Origin of the sequence: Marinobacter shengliensis (assembly GCF_030297115.1) — a bacterium.
GTDB lineage: Bacteria > Pseudomonadota > Gammaproteobacteria > Pseudomonadales > Oleiphilaceae > Marinobacter > Marinobacter shengliensis.
Map to the genome: position 1 here is coordinate 1,443,899 of NZ_AP028062.1, position 15,971 is coordinate 1,459,869.

A 15,971-nucleotide genomic window follows, 5' to 3' on the forward strand; every position below is an offset into this window, starting at 1 on the left:
CCCTGCATTGCCCCAGCCGGGGTAATTCCGGCGAACCCGCGCCAGGCCAGTTCGTGTTAGCCTCGTTGGCAACGTTCAGGACCCTAGCCAAAAGGATGCCCGGTTTATGTCAAAGACAAGCCCAAGCCTTGCCGATACTTTGTTGGAAGCACACGTCAAACATGAGATGTCTGCTCTCAAAGGGGCGAAACTGAAAAAGTTCATCGATAACGAGGTGGACGAACTGCTCGATCACGCGGGCAGTGTCACCCTGAACCGACTGGTGAGCGCGGACCAGGTGATGGGCGTGATCCAGCGTATTGTGGTGGATATGGAGCTGGACGCCGGTATTCCGGAGCTGGCCGCAGAAATGGCGACCGAGGTCATGAATGCCTCGGTCCAGTCTGACACCACCCTGGGCGAGATCCTGTCTCGTGAACAGGCCAGCGGGTTCATCGAAGAAGCCCTGGAGCTGCGTCACCAACGTGAGCGCATTATTGCCGAGATCATGGCGCACCCGGTCTACCAGGAGCTGGTGTCCAACGTGGTCTACCACGGTCTGGTCAATTACCTCTATGAAGACAACCTGATTACCCGGTCTGTGCCTGGTGTTGGCTCAATGATGAAGTTCGGCAAGAAAATGGCCAATAGGGCGGTGCCCGGGCTGGACGAAACGTTTGAGCGGCGCATCAAGGCCTGGTTGGCAGACAGTTTGCCGGGGCTGATTTCCCGCAGTGAGCAATTCCTGCACAAGGCGCTGTCTGATGATGAGCTGAGAGATACCGTGATGGCTGCCTGGGTATCCCTGGAAGGTCGCACCATTGCTGAGCTCAAAGAGGGGCTGGGCGATGTGGAGTTGCAGGAGTTCGTGGTGATGGGGTACGAGTTTTGGCTGAATTTCCGGAAAACCGGCTACTTTGAAGGCTGCGCCAGGGCGGTGGTGGAGCATCTTTTTGCCAAGTATGGCGATCGCCCGGTCATGGACCTGTTGCAGGATGTCGGGGTGACTCGAGAGGTTATCGTGACCGAAGTGGAATCCCTGGCGCTGCCCATCGTGGAGGTGTTGGCCGAGGAGGGCTACCTCGAAGCGCTGGTACGCCGGCGTTTGGGAGCATTCTATCGATCTGCAGCAGCCAAGAAATTGCTGGCTTAGTCTGTTTGGCGGCTTCCTTGCCCTGAGCCCGTCAATACCCGGGCTCAAACAAAAAGGCCGGACGATGTTTGTCGTCCGGCCTTTTTGTTGTTGAAGTAATGCTGGAGGTTCTTAGCGCTCCAGGTACTTCAGTTTGTCAGGCTTGCCGTCCCACTCTTCAGCGTCTGGCAGCGGGTCTTTCTTCTCGGTGATGTTCGGCCATTTGCCAGCCAGTTCGGCGTTGATCTCAACGAACGCTTCCTGGCCCGCCGGCAGTTCGTCTTCAGAGAAGATGGCCTCGGCCGGGCACTCGGGCTCGCACAGGGCGCAATCTATGCACTCGTCCGGGTCAATCACCAGAAAGTTGGGGCCTTCGTAGAAGCAGTCCACCGGGCAGACTTCCACGCAGTCGGTGTATTTGCACTTGATGCAGTTATCAGTAACGATAAACGCCATAGTCAGATCCCTGGTTCGTAAAGTAATCGGTCTCATCAGGAGCCCTGATGTTCCGGCCCCATCTATAATTTTGTGCGCGATATTGTAGGGAGCGCCCCCCGCAGCCGCAAGCGTTGGGCTGCTATAACCTTATTACACAGATCAAGTTTGGCCCAGTTTCCTGTTATTTTGCCAGCAAAGCTTTCAGCTCATAGAGCTGATTGAGGGCATCCCGTGGTGAAAGTCCATCAATGTCCAGTTTTTGCAAGGCGTTCTCTACAACGCTCGGCTCCGCGCTGGCAAACATATCGCCCTGAAACACCGATTCCACGGCAGCCGGTTGTTTAGCCGTTTTGGGGGCTGGTGATGGCGCTGCAGCGGCACCGCCTGTAGCTCCCTTGGACGGGCCGGCGCTGCCTTCCAGATGCGCGAGCTGCGCCTTGGCATTGCGAATCACATCCTGGGGCACGCCCGCCAATTTGGCCACTTGAAGGCCATAACTCTGGCTGGCCGGGCCGTCGTGTACATTGTGCAGGAAAACGATGGAGTCGTCGTGCTCGGTGGCCGTCAGGTGAACATTCACCGCATGTTCCAGATCATCCGCCAGTTGGGTGAGTTCGAAGTAGTGGGTGGCGAACAGGGTGTAGCAACGAATGTCCCTGGCCAGGTGCTCAGCTGTGGCCCAGGCCAGCGACAGGCCGTCAAAGGTACTGGTACCGCGGCCCACCTCATCCATCAGCACCAGGCTGTGCTCGGTGGCATTGTGCAGGATATTGGCGGTTTCGGTCATTTCCACCATAAACGTGGAGCGGCCGCCGGCAATGTCATCGGAAGAACCCATGCGGGTGAAAATCCGGTCTACCGGCCCCAGCACCGCACGGTTGGCGGGCACAAAGCTGCCGGTGTAGGCGAGCAGGGCAATTAACGCGGCCTGGCGCATGTAGGTGGACTTACCGCCCATGTTCGGACCGGTGATCACCAGCATCCGCCGCCTGGCGTCCATCAGCAGGTTATTCGGCACGAAGGGCTCGTCGAGCAATTGCTCCACCACCGGATGGCGGCCCTCTTCCACATCAAAACCCGGCTGCTCGGTGAACTCCGGGGCGGTGAAACGCAGGCTGGTGGCCCGCTCGGCAAAGTTACTGAGCACATCCAGTTCCGCCAGGGCCTGGGCGGCGTCCTGCAGCGGTGCCAACTGCTCGGCGACGGTTTCCAATACGTCGTCGTACAGTCCTTTTTCCCGGGCCAGCGCCCGGCTCTTGGCGCTCAGGGCCTTGTCTTCAAATTCTTTCAGTTCCGGCGTGATGAACCGCTCGGCGTTTTTCAGCGTCTGACGGCGGATGTAATCCACCGGCGCCTGATCAGATTGGGCCCGGCTAATCTCGATGTAGTAACCGTGTACCCGGTTGTAGCCCACTTTCAGCGTGGAAATGCCGGTGCGTTCGCGCTCGCGGGTTTCCACATCCAACAGGTACTGGCCAGCGTTCTCGCTGATGTTGCGCAGTTCGTCCAGTTCTTCGTCGAAGCCTTCGGCAATCACGCCGCCGTCCCGGATCACCACGGGCGGGTTCTCGATAATGGCCCGCTCCAGCAGGTCTGCCAGTTCCGGGTATTCGCCAATAACCGTGGCCAGCTTCACCAGGTGATGCGAGTTAACGGGCTTTAGCGCCTCCTGCAGCCCCGGTAAGGTCTGGAACGCATCCCGCAGGCGTGCGAGGTCCCGGGGGCGGGCTGAGCGCAGCGCGACTCGGGCCAGAATCCGCTCGATATCACCCACCTGCTTGAGCAGATCGTGGATTGGCTCGTAATGGAAGCCGTCCAGCAAAGCCGACACCGCCTGCTGGCGCTGGCGCACGACCTCCACATTCCTGAGCGGCCGGTTCAGCCAGCGGCGCAGCTCACGGGCGCCCATGGCCGTGGCTGTGCGGTCCATTACCCAGGCAAGGGTGTACTGCTGGCCACCCATCAGGTTGGTGTCTATTTCCAGGTTGCGGCGGCTGGCGGCGTCCAGGATCACCGCATCTTCCCGACGCTCGCGGGTCAGTTTGCGGATGTGGGGCAGGGCGGTACGCTGGGTTTCCCGGGCGTACTGCAGCAGGCAGCCGGCGGCGCAGATCGCCAGGTGCAGGTCTTCACAGCCAAAACCGGTCAGGTCTTTAACCTGCAGCTGTTGGGTAATCACCCGCCGGGCGGAATCCATCTCAAACAACCAGGGGCCCTGGCGACGAACCCCGGTGAAGCCCTCCAGCACATCGCTGTAAGGGAAGTCCTCGCTGATCAGAATCTCCGCCGGCCGCAGGCGCTGCAGCTCCCCCTGCAGAGCTTCCAGGCTTTCCAGCTCTGCGACCGCAAACCGGCCACTGGAGATGTCCAGCGACGCGAAGCCGAACTGCTCCTTATGACTGAAAATCGACACCAACAGGTTGTCCCGCCGGTCTTCCAGAAACGCCTCGTCGCTCAGGGTGCCCGGTGTCACCACGCGCACCACCTGACGATCAACCGGCCCTTTACTGGTGGCCGGGTCGCCAATCTGCTCAGCAATAGCGATGGATTGACCTGCGCGCACCATGCGGGCAATGTAACCTTCAGCCGCATGGAAAGGCACGCCCGCCATCGGGATGGGGTTGCCCCCGGACTGGCCCCGGGCCGTCAGGGTAATGTCCAGAAGTTCCGCTGCTTTCTTGGCGTCGTCGTAAAACAGCTCATAGAAATCACCCATGCGATAAAACACCAGCTCGTTCGGGTGTTCCCGCTTGATCTTCAGGTACTGCTGCATCATCGGGGTGTGCTTGGAAAGATCGGTCTGGGCTACTGACATGGGTTTGTCCGGTTGATCGTACTTTTGGGTGAAAGCGGGGATTGTAAGAAAATAATGCCCGTGATGAAACGAAGGGTTTGGCAACAGACACAGGGAGATTCTTATGCAGGCCTCTGACCAACAACTGGAGAGCGCTGGAAACACGCTGGGTGAATGGCTCGTCGAGCACGGTAAAACCATCGCCACCGCAGAAAGCTGTACCGGCGGCTGGGTGGCCAAAGTGCTGACTGACCGGGCGGGGTCGTCTGCGTACCTTATGGCCGGGTTGGTGACCTACAGCAACGAGGCGAAACAGGCCATTCTGGGGGTTGAAGAATCGGTGCTCGCCGAACATGGCGCGGTGAGCGAGCCAGTGGTTCGCCAGATGGTCGCCGGTGCCATCCGCGCTGCGGACGCTGACATAGCCGTGGCCATAAGCGGCATTGCCGGCCCTGGCGGCGGCAGTGATGAAAAGCCCGTAGGCACCGTATGGTTCGCCTGGGGCACCGGCCCGGACCGCATCGAAACCAGCACGCAGTGCTTTGACGGCGACCGGGATCAGGTACGCCGAAAGTCGGTTTTGTATGTTCTGCAAGGGGTTACGGAGTTTCTGAAAACACTGTGACGTTTTTCACCCGGGCAGGGGTTGGTCTCAGCGAAGGCTTATGTTTTAATACTGTTCAAATATACAGGAAAACACTGGATGCCTCCGGTGTCATCGCTTTGAATTTCGCTGCTGTCGGCCCAATCGCGGCTCAGCAGCCCCGGCAAATGAGGGTCAGGTACCAATGGAAGACAATCGCAAGAAAGCACTCAGCGCAGCACTCGGCCAGATTGAGCGCCAGTTCGGCAAAGGTGCCGTGATGAAAATGGGCGACCAGCCCCGTGAAGCCATTCCTGCGGTATCCACCGGTTCCCTCGGGCTGGACGTAGCCCTGGGTATTGGCGGCCTGCCTTACGGCCGGATCGTTGAAATCTACGGCCCGGAAAGCTCCGGTAAAACCACACTGACCCTTCAGGTGATTGCGGAAGCCCAGAAGGCTGGCAAAACCTGCGCCTTCATCGACGCCGAGCACGCGCTCGACCCCATCTACGCAGAAAAGCTGGGCGTAAACGTAGACGACCTGCTGGTGTCCCAGCCAGACACCGGCGAACAGGCCCTGGAAATCGCCGACATGCTGGTGCGCTCCAACGCCATCGACGTGATCATCGTCGACTCCGTTGCCGCACTGACACCGAAAGCCGAAATCGAAGGCGAGATGGGCGACAGCCACGTAGGCCTCCAGGCCCGCCTGATGTCCCAGGCCCTGCGTAAACTGACCGGCAACGTCAAACACGCCAACTGCCTGATGGTCTTCATCAACCAGATCCGTATGAAAATCGGCGTCATGTTCGGCTCGCCAAAATGTTTACTAGAAAAAGTGTATGAGAGTGTGAATGGGCGCAACCATGGGCTTCAGCAAGCTGCGTAGCTCTATCATACAGAAATTATGCTTTTTCGACCTTATGTACTACCCTCTGTTGCAAAGAATCAGGTCGGTTAGGCACCCAGAATAACGAAGCATACGAAATGAGTTTCGAAACAAGTTTAAGGTGAAAGTTCATGTCTAATTCTGATGTTCGTACAAAGGCCCTTTCCTCAGCGCTGGCTCAAATTGAGCGCCAATTTGGTAAGGGCGCAGTCATGAAAATGGGTGACCAACCTCGCGAGGCCATCCCCTCTGTTTCGACAGGCTCATTGGGTCTTGATATAGCGCTGGGGATTGGCGGGCTTCCCTATGGTCGGATCTGTGAGATCTACGGGCCGGAAAGCTCTGGCAAGACCACTCTGACCCTTCAGGTAATTGCCGAAGCCCAGAAGCAGGGCAAGACCTGTGCATTTGTGGACGCCGAGCATGCTCTGGACCCACAGTATGCCGAGAAGCTCGGCGTTAACGTAGATGAACTGCTGGTTTCACAGCCAGATACTGGGGAGCAAGCGCTGGAAATTGCCGACATGCTGACCCGCTCTAACGCCGTTGACGTCATTATCATTGACTCGGTTGCGGCATTGGTCCCAAAGGCAGAGATTGAAGGAGAGATGGGCGATAGTCACGTCGGACTGCAAGCTCGATTGATGTCCCAAGCTCTGCGGAAGCTTACTGGTAACGTAAAGAATTCTGGTTGTCTGATGATCTTCATTAACCAAATACGAATGAAAATCGGTGTTATGTTCGGAAGTCCTGAAACAACCACGGGTGGTCAGGGTTTGAAATTCTACTCATCTGTTCGCCTGGATATCCGTCGCATCGGTTCTGTGAAGGAAGGCGACGAAGTTGTCGGTAACGAAACTCGCGTTAAAGTGGTTAAGAACAAAGTCTCTCCTCCTTTCAAGCAGGCTGAGTTCCAAATTTTCTATGGCTCGGGTATTTCCCGGAACGGTGAAATTATTGATCTCGGCGTCAAGGCTGGCATTGTTGATAAGTCTGGCGCGTGGTATGCGTACAATGGTGATAAGATTGGGCAAGGAAAGGCAAACTCTTGCAAGTTCCTAGAAGAAAACCCTGCTATCGCGCAGGAAATTGAAGTGAAAGTGCGTGATCATTTCATGCCAGAATTGGTCAAGCCTAAAGCTGAAGCCCTACCGTTAGAAGAGTAATTCCTGAGTGACAAAGGATTGCATAGAACATAGGGAAATCGATTGGGATATCAGTTGTCTAAAGCCCCTCCTTTCGGCGAACTTTTTTAGGTTAGTCGTCAAGGAGGGCAATGATTTAGTAAGCGGCAAGGCTCAAAGCACTGCTCGTTATTACGTTGAAGCTCTTAAAGATTTCTCTCGCTTTCTTGCAACCTCTCCAAACAATACTCAGATACCAAGTGACCTAAAATTAGGTATCGCGCCACAGCATTCACGTACTGATTGGATGCACTTCTTGTATCGTTTCTCCCGTTATTTGAAAAAAATTAACACTCCGGGTCAGGCACGTAAAAGATCGCTCTATTTCAATGGCTGGTTGAAACGAATGGCCTCTCGGGGCATCTGCCCTAGCGGATTGAGGATGCCGGGAGTTGACAAGGTTCGCTCGGCCCCACCACAAACGGTGTTGCACACACTTTCCGAAGAACAGTTTGAGCAAGTTGAAGCCCTTTATTCATCTGAGAATTTCTCGGGTGAAGCCGAACTTGTGGCTGAAGCCAAGCTCGTTTGCACGAATGTTTTGGCCGAATATAGTGACGCCGATATAACTGGGAAGAACCTGTCAGACCTGATTCAAGCGACGTTAGAGAGGCGCTTGTCGGATTTGTATAGCGGGGCCTGGGAGGTATATCAAACAGCATTGGACAAGAGGGCTGAAGGCATTAGGTTGATTCAGGTCGGTGCTGAATTTGCTCCCATAATCGACGACTGGTTGATGTTCCCTGACTCCTTCAAGCCAAAGAAAAATAAGCCGACTCTGGCGCGCGCCAGGGCTCTCTCGGATGAGCAATTTTGGGCAGGGCTGTTGGCTTGGTATATGAATTACCACTCTTTACGGGGAATTCACGCCGTAGAGGGGCATTCGCCTCAGCAAGTGGTGACTCGATTGCGAAATGAAATAAGAGACTATCGAAAGGGGTTGAATGGGAAGTTCAGCGCGAATGAGTTCATCGAGCTAATGGGAGCCTCAAGAGATCTGATGGTGTCCGGTTTCTTGTTGATGATGTTTGAGACATGCGCGAATCCTGGGGATTTGGGCAATATTACGATTTATGACAAAACACAAGTATTTGACAATCTGGCAGTTATTGATTGGACCAAAAGTCGGGCTCGAAAAGTTTTGAGCAAGTGGGATTCTTCAGCTGAATCCCGTGAGAGTGTCACCCAAATTTTTAATCAGATACTTGCGGCCACAAAGCACTATCGAAATCATGCTCATGCTTCGGATCAAGATAGGCTGTTTCTTCATATTTATGCGCATTCTACCACCGCTAAACACCGGACGATTGCGAAGGACTATGTCGCAGCACAAGCGACCTACAAAAGCTTTTTTGCTCATAATATCGAAAGCCTTATCAATCGGATAACGGATGGGCGATGGAAAATCAGGGCGAAAGCGATTCGAGTGTCCCTAATTCTTCTGAAGACATTGAAAGAAGGGGTGTCCGCAGCCCAGGAAATGGCTCAACATTCAGAGGGTCGTACAACGAAGGGGTATGTTGCTTCTTTTCCTTTCAAGCAAAAGCTCGAATCGCATATGCGAGAGTATATTGAGTGGCTTGAAGCGCTGGTAACCATCAGGCTCGATGATGTCGCAGCCAAGCTCGGACTGAATGAAGAAGAGTATACCCGAGTAAGGGATGATGTATTGTCGAGCCAATTTGGGTCCGTGCATTGCTCAGACCCTATGTCCGGCTTTCAGCCGGGGAGTCTGGCTGGCGTACCATGCAATCAAGTTATGATGTGCATGAGTTGTGAAAAGCGGAGAAATATTTTCATCGCATCCGAAAATAATGTGGCTAATCTGATCCTATGGCGAGAAGCATTGCTGGAAGCGTTTGAGAACCATGTTATTGATGATAGCAATATCAACTGGGTGCTCTGGCGAATCTATGTAGACACTATGTATGATCGGCTGAGCAATCAACTAAAGCATAAAGCCTTGCTGTTGGATGTTGAGAGAAATATTGCCGAGCAAACCGAGAATCCATACCGGAATGTGTTCTTTCGCTCAACGGAGTGCGCGTAATGAATCAGGTTGTTCATATTTTTCCGGAGATTCACGATCGAAACGGTAATTTCAAGCGCTTCGACTATGACTGGCTCCGTTCTGATTGGCCCGCGAGTCGTTGGGAGATCCGCGATCCGATTAACCCCGATTTTGAAAACCCTGACTTCATTAACTTCGATTGCATTGTTGCCCCGGGCGAGACCCTCTTAGATTATCCCGAGCTTGTTGAGGATATAAGAAAATCGATTGTCATCGCCGTAGAGCTAGACAAAAGTTTTCATGAGCGAAAACACACATTCCAGGCTCGGAGTGTTAGTGCCATTACCAATTTCGCTTATCATTTGATGCGAATTTACCGTGAAATCATCGGCATGGGGTTTAGTTCGCCGAGTGATCTTGATGCAGGTTCGGTCAGCGATTTGCTTCAAAGACTGGCTCTGCCAGAGCACATTTCCCGACGCTACGCAAAAAAGCTGGAGGCCTATTTCGACAGTGTGCCGTTGTCCGATCTTCCGGTTGCGATCCATCATGACAATCGGATTTTGTCGGGTGTTAAACAACAAGTGCTTGCCAAGGCGATTGGGGTTACTCAGTTCAGAACATGCCTTAAATCATTAGGTTTGATTAAATCGGTCAACAGGCAGCTGCAAGAGCATTACGCTGGTATAAAGTTCGATACTGAGATTTTGGAAAGAGAGACTAATCCCGACAAGTCCAGCGAAAAACAAGTAAGAGATCTCTACCGAGTTCTTCGCACCTTTCATCGGCAGAGCGCTTATCTCACTGATTTTGGGCACCCTCTGGTTGTCGATCCCTTTTCGGGCACTAATCCTTCTGACGCTGCTGACCGAGTTTTGCAAACTGTCGATGTGCGAGTATCTAAGGGAAGTACGCGAGATATTCCGATCCCTGTTTATCTGACGTTGCTAGACGCGGCTGCACGTTGGGTTCTTGATTACGCCGATGAGCTTTTCGAGCTAGAACGTCAGATGCGCGATAACGGCACGCACAAAAAGGCTCAGAATCGTGCAATTCGTGTCCTTTCCGCTCAGTCTAATCACATTGGAAAAGTAGCGAGCCCGTTCCCGCTGGGATACTACCGCCATCATCAGGAGAACACTCAGGGAAGCAAGTACAGCCCGGAGTTTCTCGCAGAATTTCAAGGCTATCTGGAGCAAGGCCTTAGCCCGAAAGAGGTTCGGCAGCGTTTAGGCCTAAATAAGAATCAATACCTATACATTTCGCGAATTATCAACGATTACTACTACCAGAATGTCGAGCACAGTGGGCTTTCACTAAACTTTGCGCTATACGGCATCTTGCCATTCTGTTGCCAGTTGCTCCTGCTGTGCTTTACAGCTGGGCGCGAATCGTCGATTAATGATCTTCGGGCCGGATGTGTTCGTCGTGTCGCAGGCCTCAGATATATCAATCTGTATATTCCTAAAACCGTCAGAGATTACGAAGATTTGCCGACTTGTGCATTGGTGGAGCGCGCGGTCAACGTGTTGGAGCGCCTGAGCGAAGAAGGTCGAGCGCTCTGGGACCACGACAAGATTTTCCAATTCGTTGATCTAAAAGGTGACTCCAAGCTCAGATCCTTTCGGTTTGACGATTTAGCGTCGCGATTCATGGATTTTATTGATCTTGAGTTAGATGAACATGGCAATCATTGGAATCTGAATGAGCACCAGTTCCGTCGCGCGTTCGCGATCATGTATTTCTACCGATATGGCTCGGATCATGAGACCAGTTTCAACGCTCTTATGCACCAATTAAGACATGAAGACTGGACTATGACCGGAAAGTATCTGACCCAGCGTGAGGCCGGAGCTACTTTCCGTCAGATTGAAGAAGAATGGTTGGCGGGAATTCTTTTGAAAGGTAGGTCGAATGATCCTGAGTTGGTGAGTTTGTCTAGCCTGTCAGAAAGCGTTCAAAAATCTGTTTATCAAACGGATCTCGTAAGGCCGCGTCAGGCCGAGCGAGCGCTAGAGAAAGTTCAGGAAGATAGCCTAACCATCGAGTTTTTGAATTTCGGCGCTGTTTGCCTCGGATTTTCGCCAGGTCGAGCGGAAAAAGCCAAGTGCGCGATCAAAGATGGAGGGGAATATCTGGTGGCGCTCCACAAGGCCTCTGAGAGGTTCTGTGACGGCTGTCCAAACTTGGTGCAATGTTCGTCACTGGTTTCCCAAAAAGCACCTGGGAGAGACTCTCTGACCGATCTGGCGTGCGATTCTCCCATCCTCGACTCGGTTATTGCTTCTGGAGGTATCAATGGGCAAGGGTAAGTCATCCAGCAACGGTGGGCTCACGCCACGAGCTGCTCGTGACAAGACCACAACTGAGGTTGGGGATAAAATCAATTTCATCCACGATCAGTTGGAGGGTAGGAAGTCGGACCCGCTGCATGGCTTGCCTGAGGACATCCGTGAAGAGGTACAGCGGAGGTTAAATAACCCCTTTCACGGACTGCCCAGGAGCGTAAAAGCATTTTGTGAATTGACCAAGCTTCCGAGCGTTGATGCCACACTCAAAGAAATTCCTCGTGCAACCTTAACGGGGCCTAATGGGCGTGCTGATTTGCACGACAAAGTGAAAGACCTAGTTTCGTCGGTTAAATCTGCAAAGGTTCAGAGTCCGGAGTCCCAGATTGCGGAGATTCGGAAGGAAAGAGATCAGGCCGAGAAGGAAAGGACAGATTTGGCCGGCCTTAATCACGAAATGCATCTCAAGATAGCGGAATTGAAACGCGAACTTCGTTCGGCTGAGGCGGAAGTCGAAAGTCTAACAAAGCAGCTCATAAAGCGGTCAAAGGCCCAGAGTATTGATCCTAAAGTAACTCCGTTCCGGCGAGATAGCGGTGTATAAGAAACTACTTTGCCAAGTTAACTACTCCAGTAAACCTCTGGATAAAGTGCCGTTTGTTATCGGTCCGGAGGGTACGCCGTTTGAACCACTCAATGCATTCATCAGAGCTGCGTTGTTTGACAGTAGCAAAAATGGTGTAAGTACAGTCAACGCAAAAGTAGATAAGATTGTTGCCTTTCTTTGTTATCTGCACGAGAACGATCGTCGTTGGACAAGAGCGACGCATGATCGCGTTCGTCAATTTCGTAACCAGGGCGGTATCGGGAAAAGGAAGCGCAACTCGACAACAATCAATGGTTACATCGGGGCCATATACGAGTTCTACTGGTGGTGCGAGGGGGAGGGTTACTGTAATCGAGTAATCGGCATTAACAATGTCGATAAAGATGATTATCTTTATCCACTATTTGTTTATCCGCCAGGTCCTAATGATACCAAAGACTACAGTCTACCGAATTTATTAGACCCGACCCCTTCCCGAATGCGAACAGACATTACCGACAAAGAAAAATGGGAGGCGGCTTACGAAAAAGCTCTTGATGAGGACAGCATTTATTCTCAGCGCGATGCGGCATTGATCCTGTTTATTCTACAGTCAGGTGCTCGCCGTGGAGAAGCCCAGTCTGCTCACACTGATCAGTTCAACGAAGATCCTCACCCGACTCAAAAGACGATGCCAGTGAGGGTGAGAAAGACAAAGAATAGCGATGAGGGAAGGATATTGAATATCCCCGTCGAAACATACTTGGAAATGCAGAATTTCATCGAAGACGTTCGCCCCTCTTTGCTGACGAATCGTAGGGTAGATGCGGGGTATTTGTTTTGTAATCCTAAAGGTCAGTCTCTTTCAAATTCTTACTTCAACAGGATTCTAACAAAATACGCAATCAAACCGCACGACGGAAGAAGTACTAATCTCACTGAGTTTTTTATCGAAAAGATCAAAGAGGGAATCGACGAAGAGTCTGCGATACTTCTCGCAAGAGAGCACGCGGGCCATTCACAGAATGACCGATCCGCTAAAACGCTCAAACAACATTACCTGCAAGCTAAAGCCATTTTTAACGCTCAGAATCAGGGTACGTACCTTGAGCAAGAGAAGCGTAAGAGTGCAGTGCTTCAATCGGAATTGGATGTCGCCAAAAGCAAAATTGCCCAGTTGGAGCGTGAGCTAGAAGTCTTAAAAACTGACAAACGGTCAACCTTCGGTTGAAAATCCAAGGTCGTCCTTGGCTGGCTCAGGATCAAGTTACTTCTAGTGCGAAAGAGGCTCCGCCCCAAGCCCGCTCCTCGCCGAGTGGCAGGCTTCAAGTGGAATGGGTGGCAACCTTGAGCGGTTTACGCACGCTAAGTGCTCTCATACCCTCAGCCACGCCAGCATGGCATACTTTAATTCTTCAGACAGCGCCTCGCTCTCGTTGATCCACTGCCGTATCAGATCAAAATCAACCTCATGATCGATGTCACAAGCCTGGATATTTGGCACTGGCTTATCTAGCACCGCATAGTGGTGTAACAAATCGAATACCGCTCGCTCGTATGACGCCGCAAGAGTGGCCTCTGGTGTGTCTGGAGCATGGCGGCGCAGCTCGCTAGTCGCGTCATACACGCCTCTTTGGCCTAGTAAGTGGGTCGAGTCCATGATCGAGTCACCGGACCAAGTCCAATTTTCCCAAAGGCATAAATAGGTGCTGTGCCAACCAGGAGCTGTGCGACCTTCCATGTTGAGGTTTAAAGCTGTGAGTCCTGTTAAGTATCGGTTCGCAGTTTGTCGCCGGTTTGCTGGCAAAAAACGTCCCTCGGCGAAAAGCTGCTGCCAGACTTGAGACTGATCTTCGGGCCTAACTCCGCGCCTGATGCGTTCATTGACGCGCTCTGCCTCGATTTTCTTCAGTTCACGGATTTCTTCAAGTGACAGTCTTTCACCAGGAGGTTTTTGTTCAAGCCTTTTTCGTATCGCTTTACTGTGCCGATCATTAGCCATATCGGTGGTTCGTCGCTCTTAAGCGTTATAGGCGTGATAGCGCAGGTACTGCGCAACCCTCTCAATGTCGCCAGAAAGCATTGCATCGAGTGGGCGTAGCCCATCAAACGCTCGGTTTGGCCTTGTTGGCCACTGACTAGCTCGATCTTTGTCTCCCTCATAAATCGCATGGAGAGAATCGTAAATCGAAAGTACGGCTAGGACGTTCTCGTATTTATCCAGCAATCCCTCTCTCGGATGAGCCTCCAGCCCCCATGACTCAAGTATTCGGGCGGCGAAATCGCGTCGTGAGTTTTGGCTTGCGGCGTCCATGGCATACCTCCCGTGAAATTTGTCATGTTGAGTATAACAAATGGCGACTCGATGATAGCCCCCTCTGAAGCGGTGGTAACTCAAGTGAGGCATGCTGGTTGGTCCAGTCAGATTCTGCCAATTAGATTCATTGTAATCAGCAATGGCCGTAGTCTCTGGTTTCGTTTAAGGACACAGAGAGTGAGTGGAGTAATTTTGGAGAGTAGATCTGATTTTGGGAGGGTTAGTATAGCCTTATTTACAGCTATCCAAATCGGCTCAAGCGAGTAATGACGCGGTCTGTATAGATTTACTCAGATATCCTGCTAAGCCTCCAAAATGTTCTTTTGAGCGTTGAGCGTTGAGCGTTGAGCGTTGAGCGTTTTTGCAGCGTCTACGCCCGAACGGTTACCAATGATGCTAATCATCCGTCTTTTACAATCATTCAGCCCACGAAACATGCGAGTTGAAAAGGTCTGAAAATACCAGGCCGATCTTTGGGCTCCAGACGGGTATGTGAATAAAACGTTCGTTTTTTGAACGCTACCGTGGATCTCTAAAAAACAGCATTTTTTCAATTGTTTTGCGTCCAAAAATCGCGTACAACAAACTATGATTAACAAAGGTGCGTTTGATGATCGTAGGTTATGCGCGTGTAAGCACTCAGGATCAAAATTCCGACTTTCAGGTCGATGCCCTGGAAAAAGCCGGGTGTGAACAGATTTTTCAGGAAAAGTTTACAGGCAAGCTCAAAGAGCGACCTGAGCTTTCATTGTGCCTCCGGACACTCCGAAAGGGCGATTCGTTGGTTGTATGGAAATTAGACCGGCTTGCTCGCTCTCTCAAAGATTTGGTTGAAATCGTCCAAGATCTCCATGGCCGAGAGATTGGCTTCAAATCGCTGACAGAATCAATAGACACCACCAGTTCTGGCGGTAGGCTGGTCTTCCACATATTTGGCGCACTCGCTGAGTTTGAGCACGACCTAATTCGGGAGCGAACGAAGGCAGGTCTTGATGCTGCCCGAGCGCGTGGGCGGAAAGGTGGTCGCAGGCCAGTTATGTCTGTATCGGATGTGAAAAAGGCCGCTGCTATGCTTTCTGACCCAGCAATGACTAAAGCTGAGGTGGCCGAGCATTTCAAGGTTAGCAGGACAACGCTCAATACCTCTCTCAAGCGTGAGGGATATACCATTTAGTCAGATAAGAAATTAGGCTTTTCACCTTGGCAGCCTTGCAACAGTTGGCAGCCTGGTACTGTCAACGACACGAAAGAATTAAGGAACGATGATGACAGCTCTACAAGCGTTATTGGCTCAATTCAGAGAATTGACCCTGAATGAAAGGGACAAGGGAACCAGTTTCGAAAACTTGATGGTGCAATATTTCAAAACGGAACCTTTTTATAAAGAGCAGTACGCCGAGGTGCTTTCATACTCAGACTGGGTAAGTCACTATGGTACGGCCCTTGGCATCAGCACGAAGAGAGATACCGGGATCGACCTAGTAGCAATCACAAGTGACGGCGAGTTCCATGCCATCCAGTGCAAGAACTATTCACCAGACTACACAATTAGAAAGACCGATATTGATAGCTTTTTCACGGCTTCAGGGAAAAGCTATTTCAGCTACCGGATCATCGTCGCTACGACGGACAAGTGGACTGATAATGCGTAGGATTCACTGGAGAGCCAAAACCCACCTGTAGCCAAAATTGATCTCCACGATCTAGAGCATAGTGTCATCGACTGGTCTCAGTACCACGAGGACTCTACGCCTGTTCTTAAAGCTCAAA

The 15,971-nt window shown here is 52.1% G+C and carries 13 protein-coding genes and 1 pseudogene; 10 read left to right on the forward strand and 4 right to left on the reverse strand.

Annotated features, from left to right (window positions below):
* Window positions 1-106 precede the first annotated feature (106 nt).
* On the forward strand, window positions 107-1,132 hold the full coding sequence (locus tag QUE75_RS06625) for a hypothetical protein (protein ID WP_061331682.1): 1,026 nt from the start codon (window positions 107-109) through the stop codon (window positions 1,130-1,132).
* 111 nt (window positions 1,133-1,243) lie between these two features.
* Here the strand turns inward: QUE75_RS06625 and fdxA are convergent, their stop codons facing one another.
* On the reverse strand, window positions 1,244-1,567 hold the full coding sequence (gene fdxA, locus QUE75_RS06630) for a ferredoxin FdxA (protein ID WP_011785560.1): 324 nt from the start codon (window positions 1,565-1,567) through the stop codon (window positions 1,244-1,246).
* 163 nt (window positions 1,568-1,730) lie between these two features.
* Window positions 1,731-4,364 carry a DNA mismatch repair protein MutS gene (gene mutS / locus QUE75_RS06635; RefSeq protein WP_286254542.1) on the reverse strand — a complete coding sequence of 878 codons (2,634 nt, stop codon included), beginning with the start codon at window positions 4,362-4,364 and terminating at the stop codon, window positions 1,731-1,733.
* A 103-nt stretch (window positions 4,365-4,467) separates the two neighbouring features.
* Here mutS and pncC point away from each other — a divergent pair, with 103 nt between their 5' ends.
* The 7 genes and pseudogenes from pncC (at window position 4,468) to QUE75_RS06670 (ending at window position 13,115) form a co-directional block, all read left to right on the forward strand.
* The gene (gene pncC, locus QUE75_RS06640) at window positions 4,468-4,968 is read left to right on the forward strand and encodes a nicotinamide-nucleotide amidase (RefSeq protein ID WP_286254544.1); all 501 of its coding nucleotides are present in this window, start codon (window positions 4,468-4,470) and stop codon (window positions 4,966-4,968) included.
* Window positions 4,969-5,131: 163 nt separating this feature from the next.
* A pseudogene (recA, locus tag QUE75_RS06645) lies at window positions 5,132-5,749 on the forward strand (recombinase RecA); the annotation flags it as partial.
* Between the two features lie 197 nt (window positions 5,750-5,946).
* Window positions 5,947-6,981 (forward strand): recombinase RecA, encoded by a 1,035-nt coding sequence (gene recA / locus QUE75_RS06650; protein ID WP_286254546.1) that lies wholly within the window; start codon window positions 5,947-5,949, stop codon window positions 6,979-6,981.
* Between the two features lie 7 nt (window positions 6,982-6,988).
* Window positions 6,989-9,049, forward strand: coding sequence for a hypothetical protein (locus tag QUE75_RS06655; RefSeq protein ID WP_286254548.1), 2,061 nt, complete (start codon window positions 6,989-6,991; stop codon window positions 9,047-9,049).
* Window positions 9,049-11,322, forward strand: a complete 2,274-nt coding sequence (locus QUE75_RS06660; protein WP_286254550.1) for a hypothetical protein — start codon at window positions 9,049-9,051, stop codon at window positions 11,320-11,322. The genes QUE75_RS06655 and QUE75_RS06660 overlap by 1 nt, the downstream gene beginning before the upstream one ends.
* Window positions 11,309-11,902, forward strand: a complete 594-nt coding sequence (locus QUE75_RS06665) for a hypothetical protein (protein WP_286254552.1) — start codon at window positions 11,309-11,311, stop codon at window positions 11,900-11,902. Before QUE75_RS06660 ends, QUE75_RS06665 begins: the two co-directional genes overlap by 14 nt.
* On the forward strand, window positions 11,895-13,115 hold the full coding sequence (locus QUE75_RS06670) for a site-specific integrase (RefSeq protein WP_286254554.1): 1,221 nt from the start codon (window positions 11,895-11,897) through the stop codon (window positions 13,113-13,115). Before QUE75_RS06665 ends, QUE75_RS06670 begins: the two co-directional genes overlap by 8 nt.
* Before the next feature lie 144 nt (window positions 13,116-13,259).
* Here the strand turns inward: QUE75_RS06670 and QUE75_RS06675 are convergent, their stop codons facing one another.
* A complete protein-coding gene (locus QUE75_RS06675; RefSeq protein WP_286254556.1) occupies window positions 13,260-13,886 on the reverse strand; it encodes a hypothetical protein in 627 nt (208 codons plus the stop codon).
* A gap of 18 nt (window positions 13,887-13,904) precedes the next feature.
* On the reverse strand, window positions 13,905-14,291 hold the full coding sequence (locus QUE75_RS20595; RefSeq protein WP_396631693.1) for an MbcA/ParS/Xre antitoxin family protein: 387 nt from the start codon (window positions 14,289-14,291) through the stop codon (window positions 13,905-13,907).
* 520 nt (window positions 14,292-14,811) lie between these two features.
* Here QUE75_RS20595 and QUE75_RS06680 point away from each other — a divergent pair.
* Together QUE75_RS06680 and QUE75_RS20555 are read left to right on the forward strand one after the other, a co-directional pair.
* Window positions 14,812-15,375 carry a recombinase family protein gene (locus QUE75_RS06680; RefSeq protein ID WP_286254558.1) on the forward strand — a complete coding sequence of 188 codons (564 nt, stop codon included), beginning with the start codon at window positions 14,812-14,814 and terminating at the stop codon, window positions 15,373-15,375.
* A gap of 91 nt (window positions 15,376-15,466) precedes the next feature.
* Window positions 15,467-15,853 carry a restriction endonuclease gene (locus QUE75_RS20555; RefSeq protein ID WP_318036581.1) on the forward strand — a complete coding sequence of 129 codons (387 nt, stop codon included), beginning with the start codon at window positions 15,467-15,469 and terminating at the stop codon, window positions 15,851-15,853.
* Window positions 15,854-15,971 lie beyond the last annotated feature (118 nt).

What these genes read in the sequence shown, in the direction of transcription:
- QUE75_RS06660 (WP_286254550.1), top strand. Translation starts at nt 9,049, where the DNA reads ATGAATCAGGTTGTTCATATTTTTCCGGAGATTCACGATCGAAACGGT.
- QUE75_RS20595 (WP_396631693.1), bottom strand. Translation starts at nt 14,291, where the DNA reads ATGCCTCACTTGAGTTACCACCGCTTCAGAGGGGGCTATCATCGAGTC.
- QUE75_RS06665 (WP_286254552.1), top strand. Translation starts at nt 11,309, where the DNA reads ATGGGCAAGGGTAAGTCATCCAGCAACGGTGGGCTCACGCCACGAGCT.
- pncC (WP_286254544.1), top strand. Translation starts at nt 4,468, where the DNA reads ATGCAGGCCTCTGACCAACAACTGGAGAGCGCTGGAAACACGCTGGGT.
- QUE75_RS20555 (WP_318036581.1), top strand. Translation starts at nt 15,467, where the DNA reads ATGACAGCTCTACAAGCGTTATTGGCTCAATTCAGAGAATTGACCCTG.
- QUE75_RS06680 (WP_286254558.1), top strand. Translation starts at nt 14,812, where the DNA reads ATGATCGTAGGTTATGCGCGTGTAAGCACTCAGGATCAAAATTCCGAC.
- QUE75_RS06625 (WP_061331682.1), top strand. Translation starts at nt 107, where the DNA reads ATGTCAAAGACAAGCCCAAGCCTTGCCGATACTTTGTTGGAAGCACAC.
- fdxA (WP_011785560.1), bottom strand. Translation starts at nt 1,567, where the DNA reads ATGGCGTTTATCGTTACTGATAACTGCATCAAGTGCAAATACACCGAC.
- QUE75_RS06675 (WP_286254556.1), bottom strand. Translation starts at nt 13,886, where the DNA reads ATGGCTAATGATCGGCACAGTAAAGCGATACGAAAAAGGCTTGAACAA.
- mutS (WP_286254542.1), bottom strand. Translation starts at nt 4,364, where the DNA reads ATGTCAGTAGCCCAGACCGATCTTTCCAAGCACACCCCGATGATGCAG.
- recA (WP_286254546.1), top strand. Translation starts at nt 5,947, where the DNA reads ATGTCTAATTCTGATGTTCGTACAAAGGCCCTTTCCTCAGCGCTGGCT.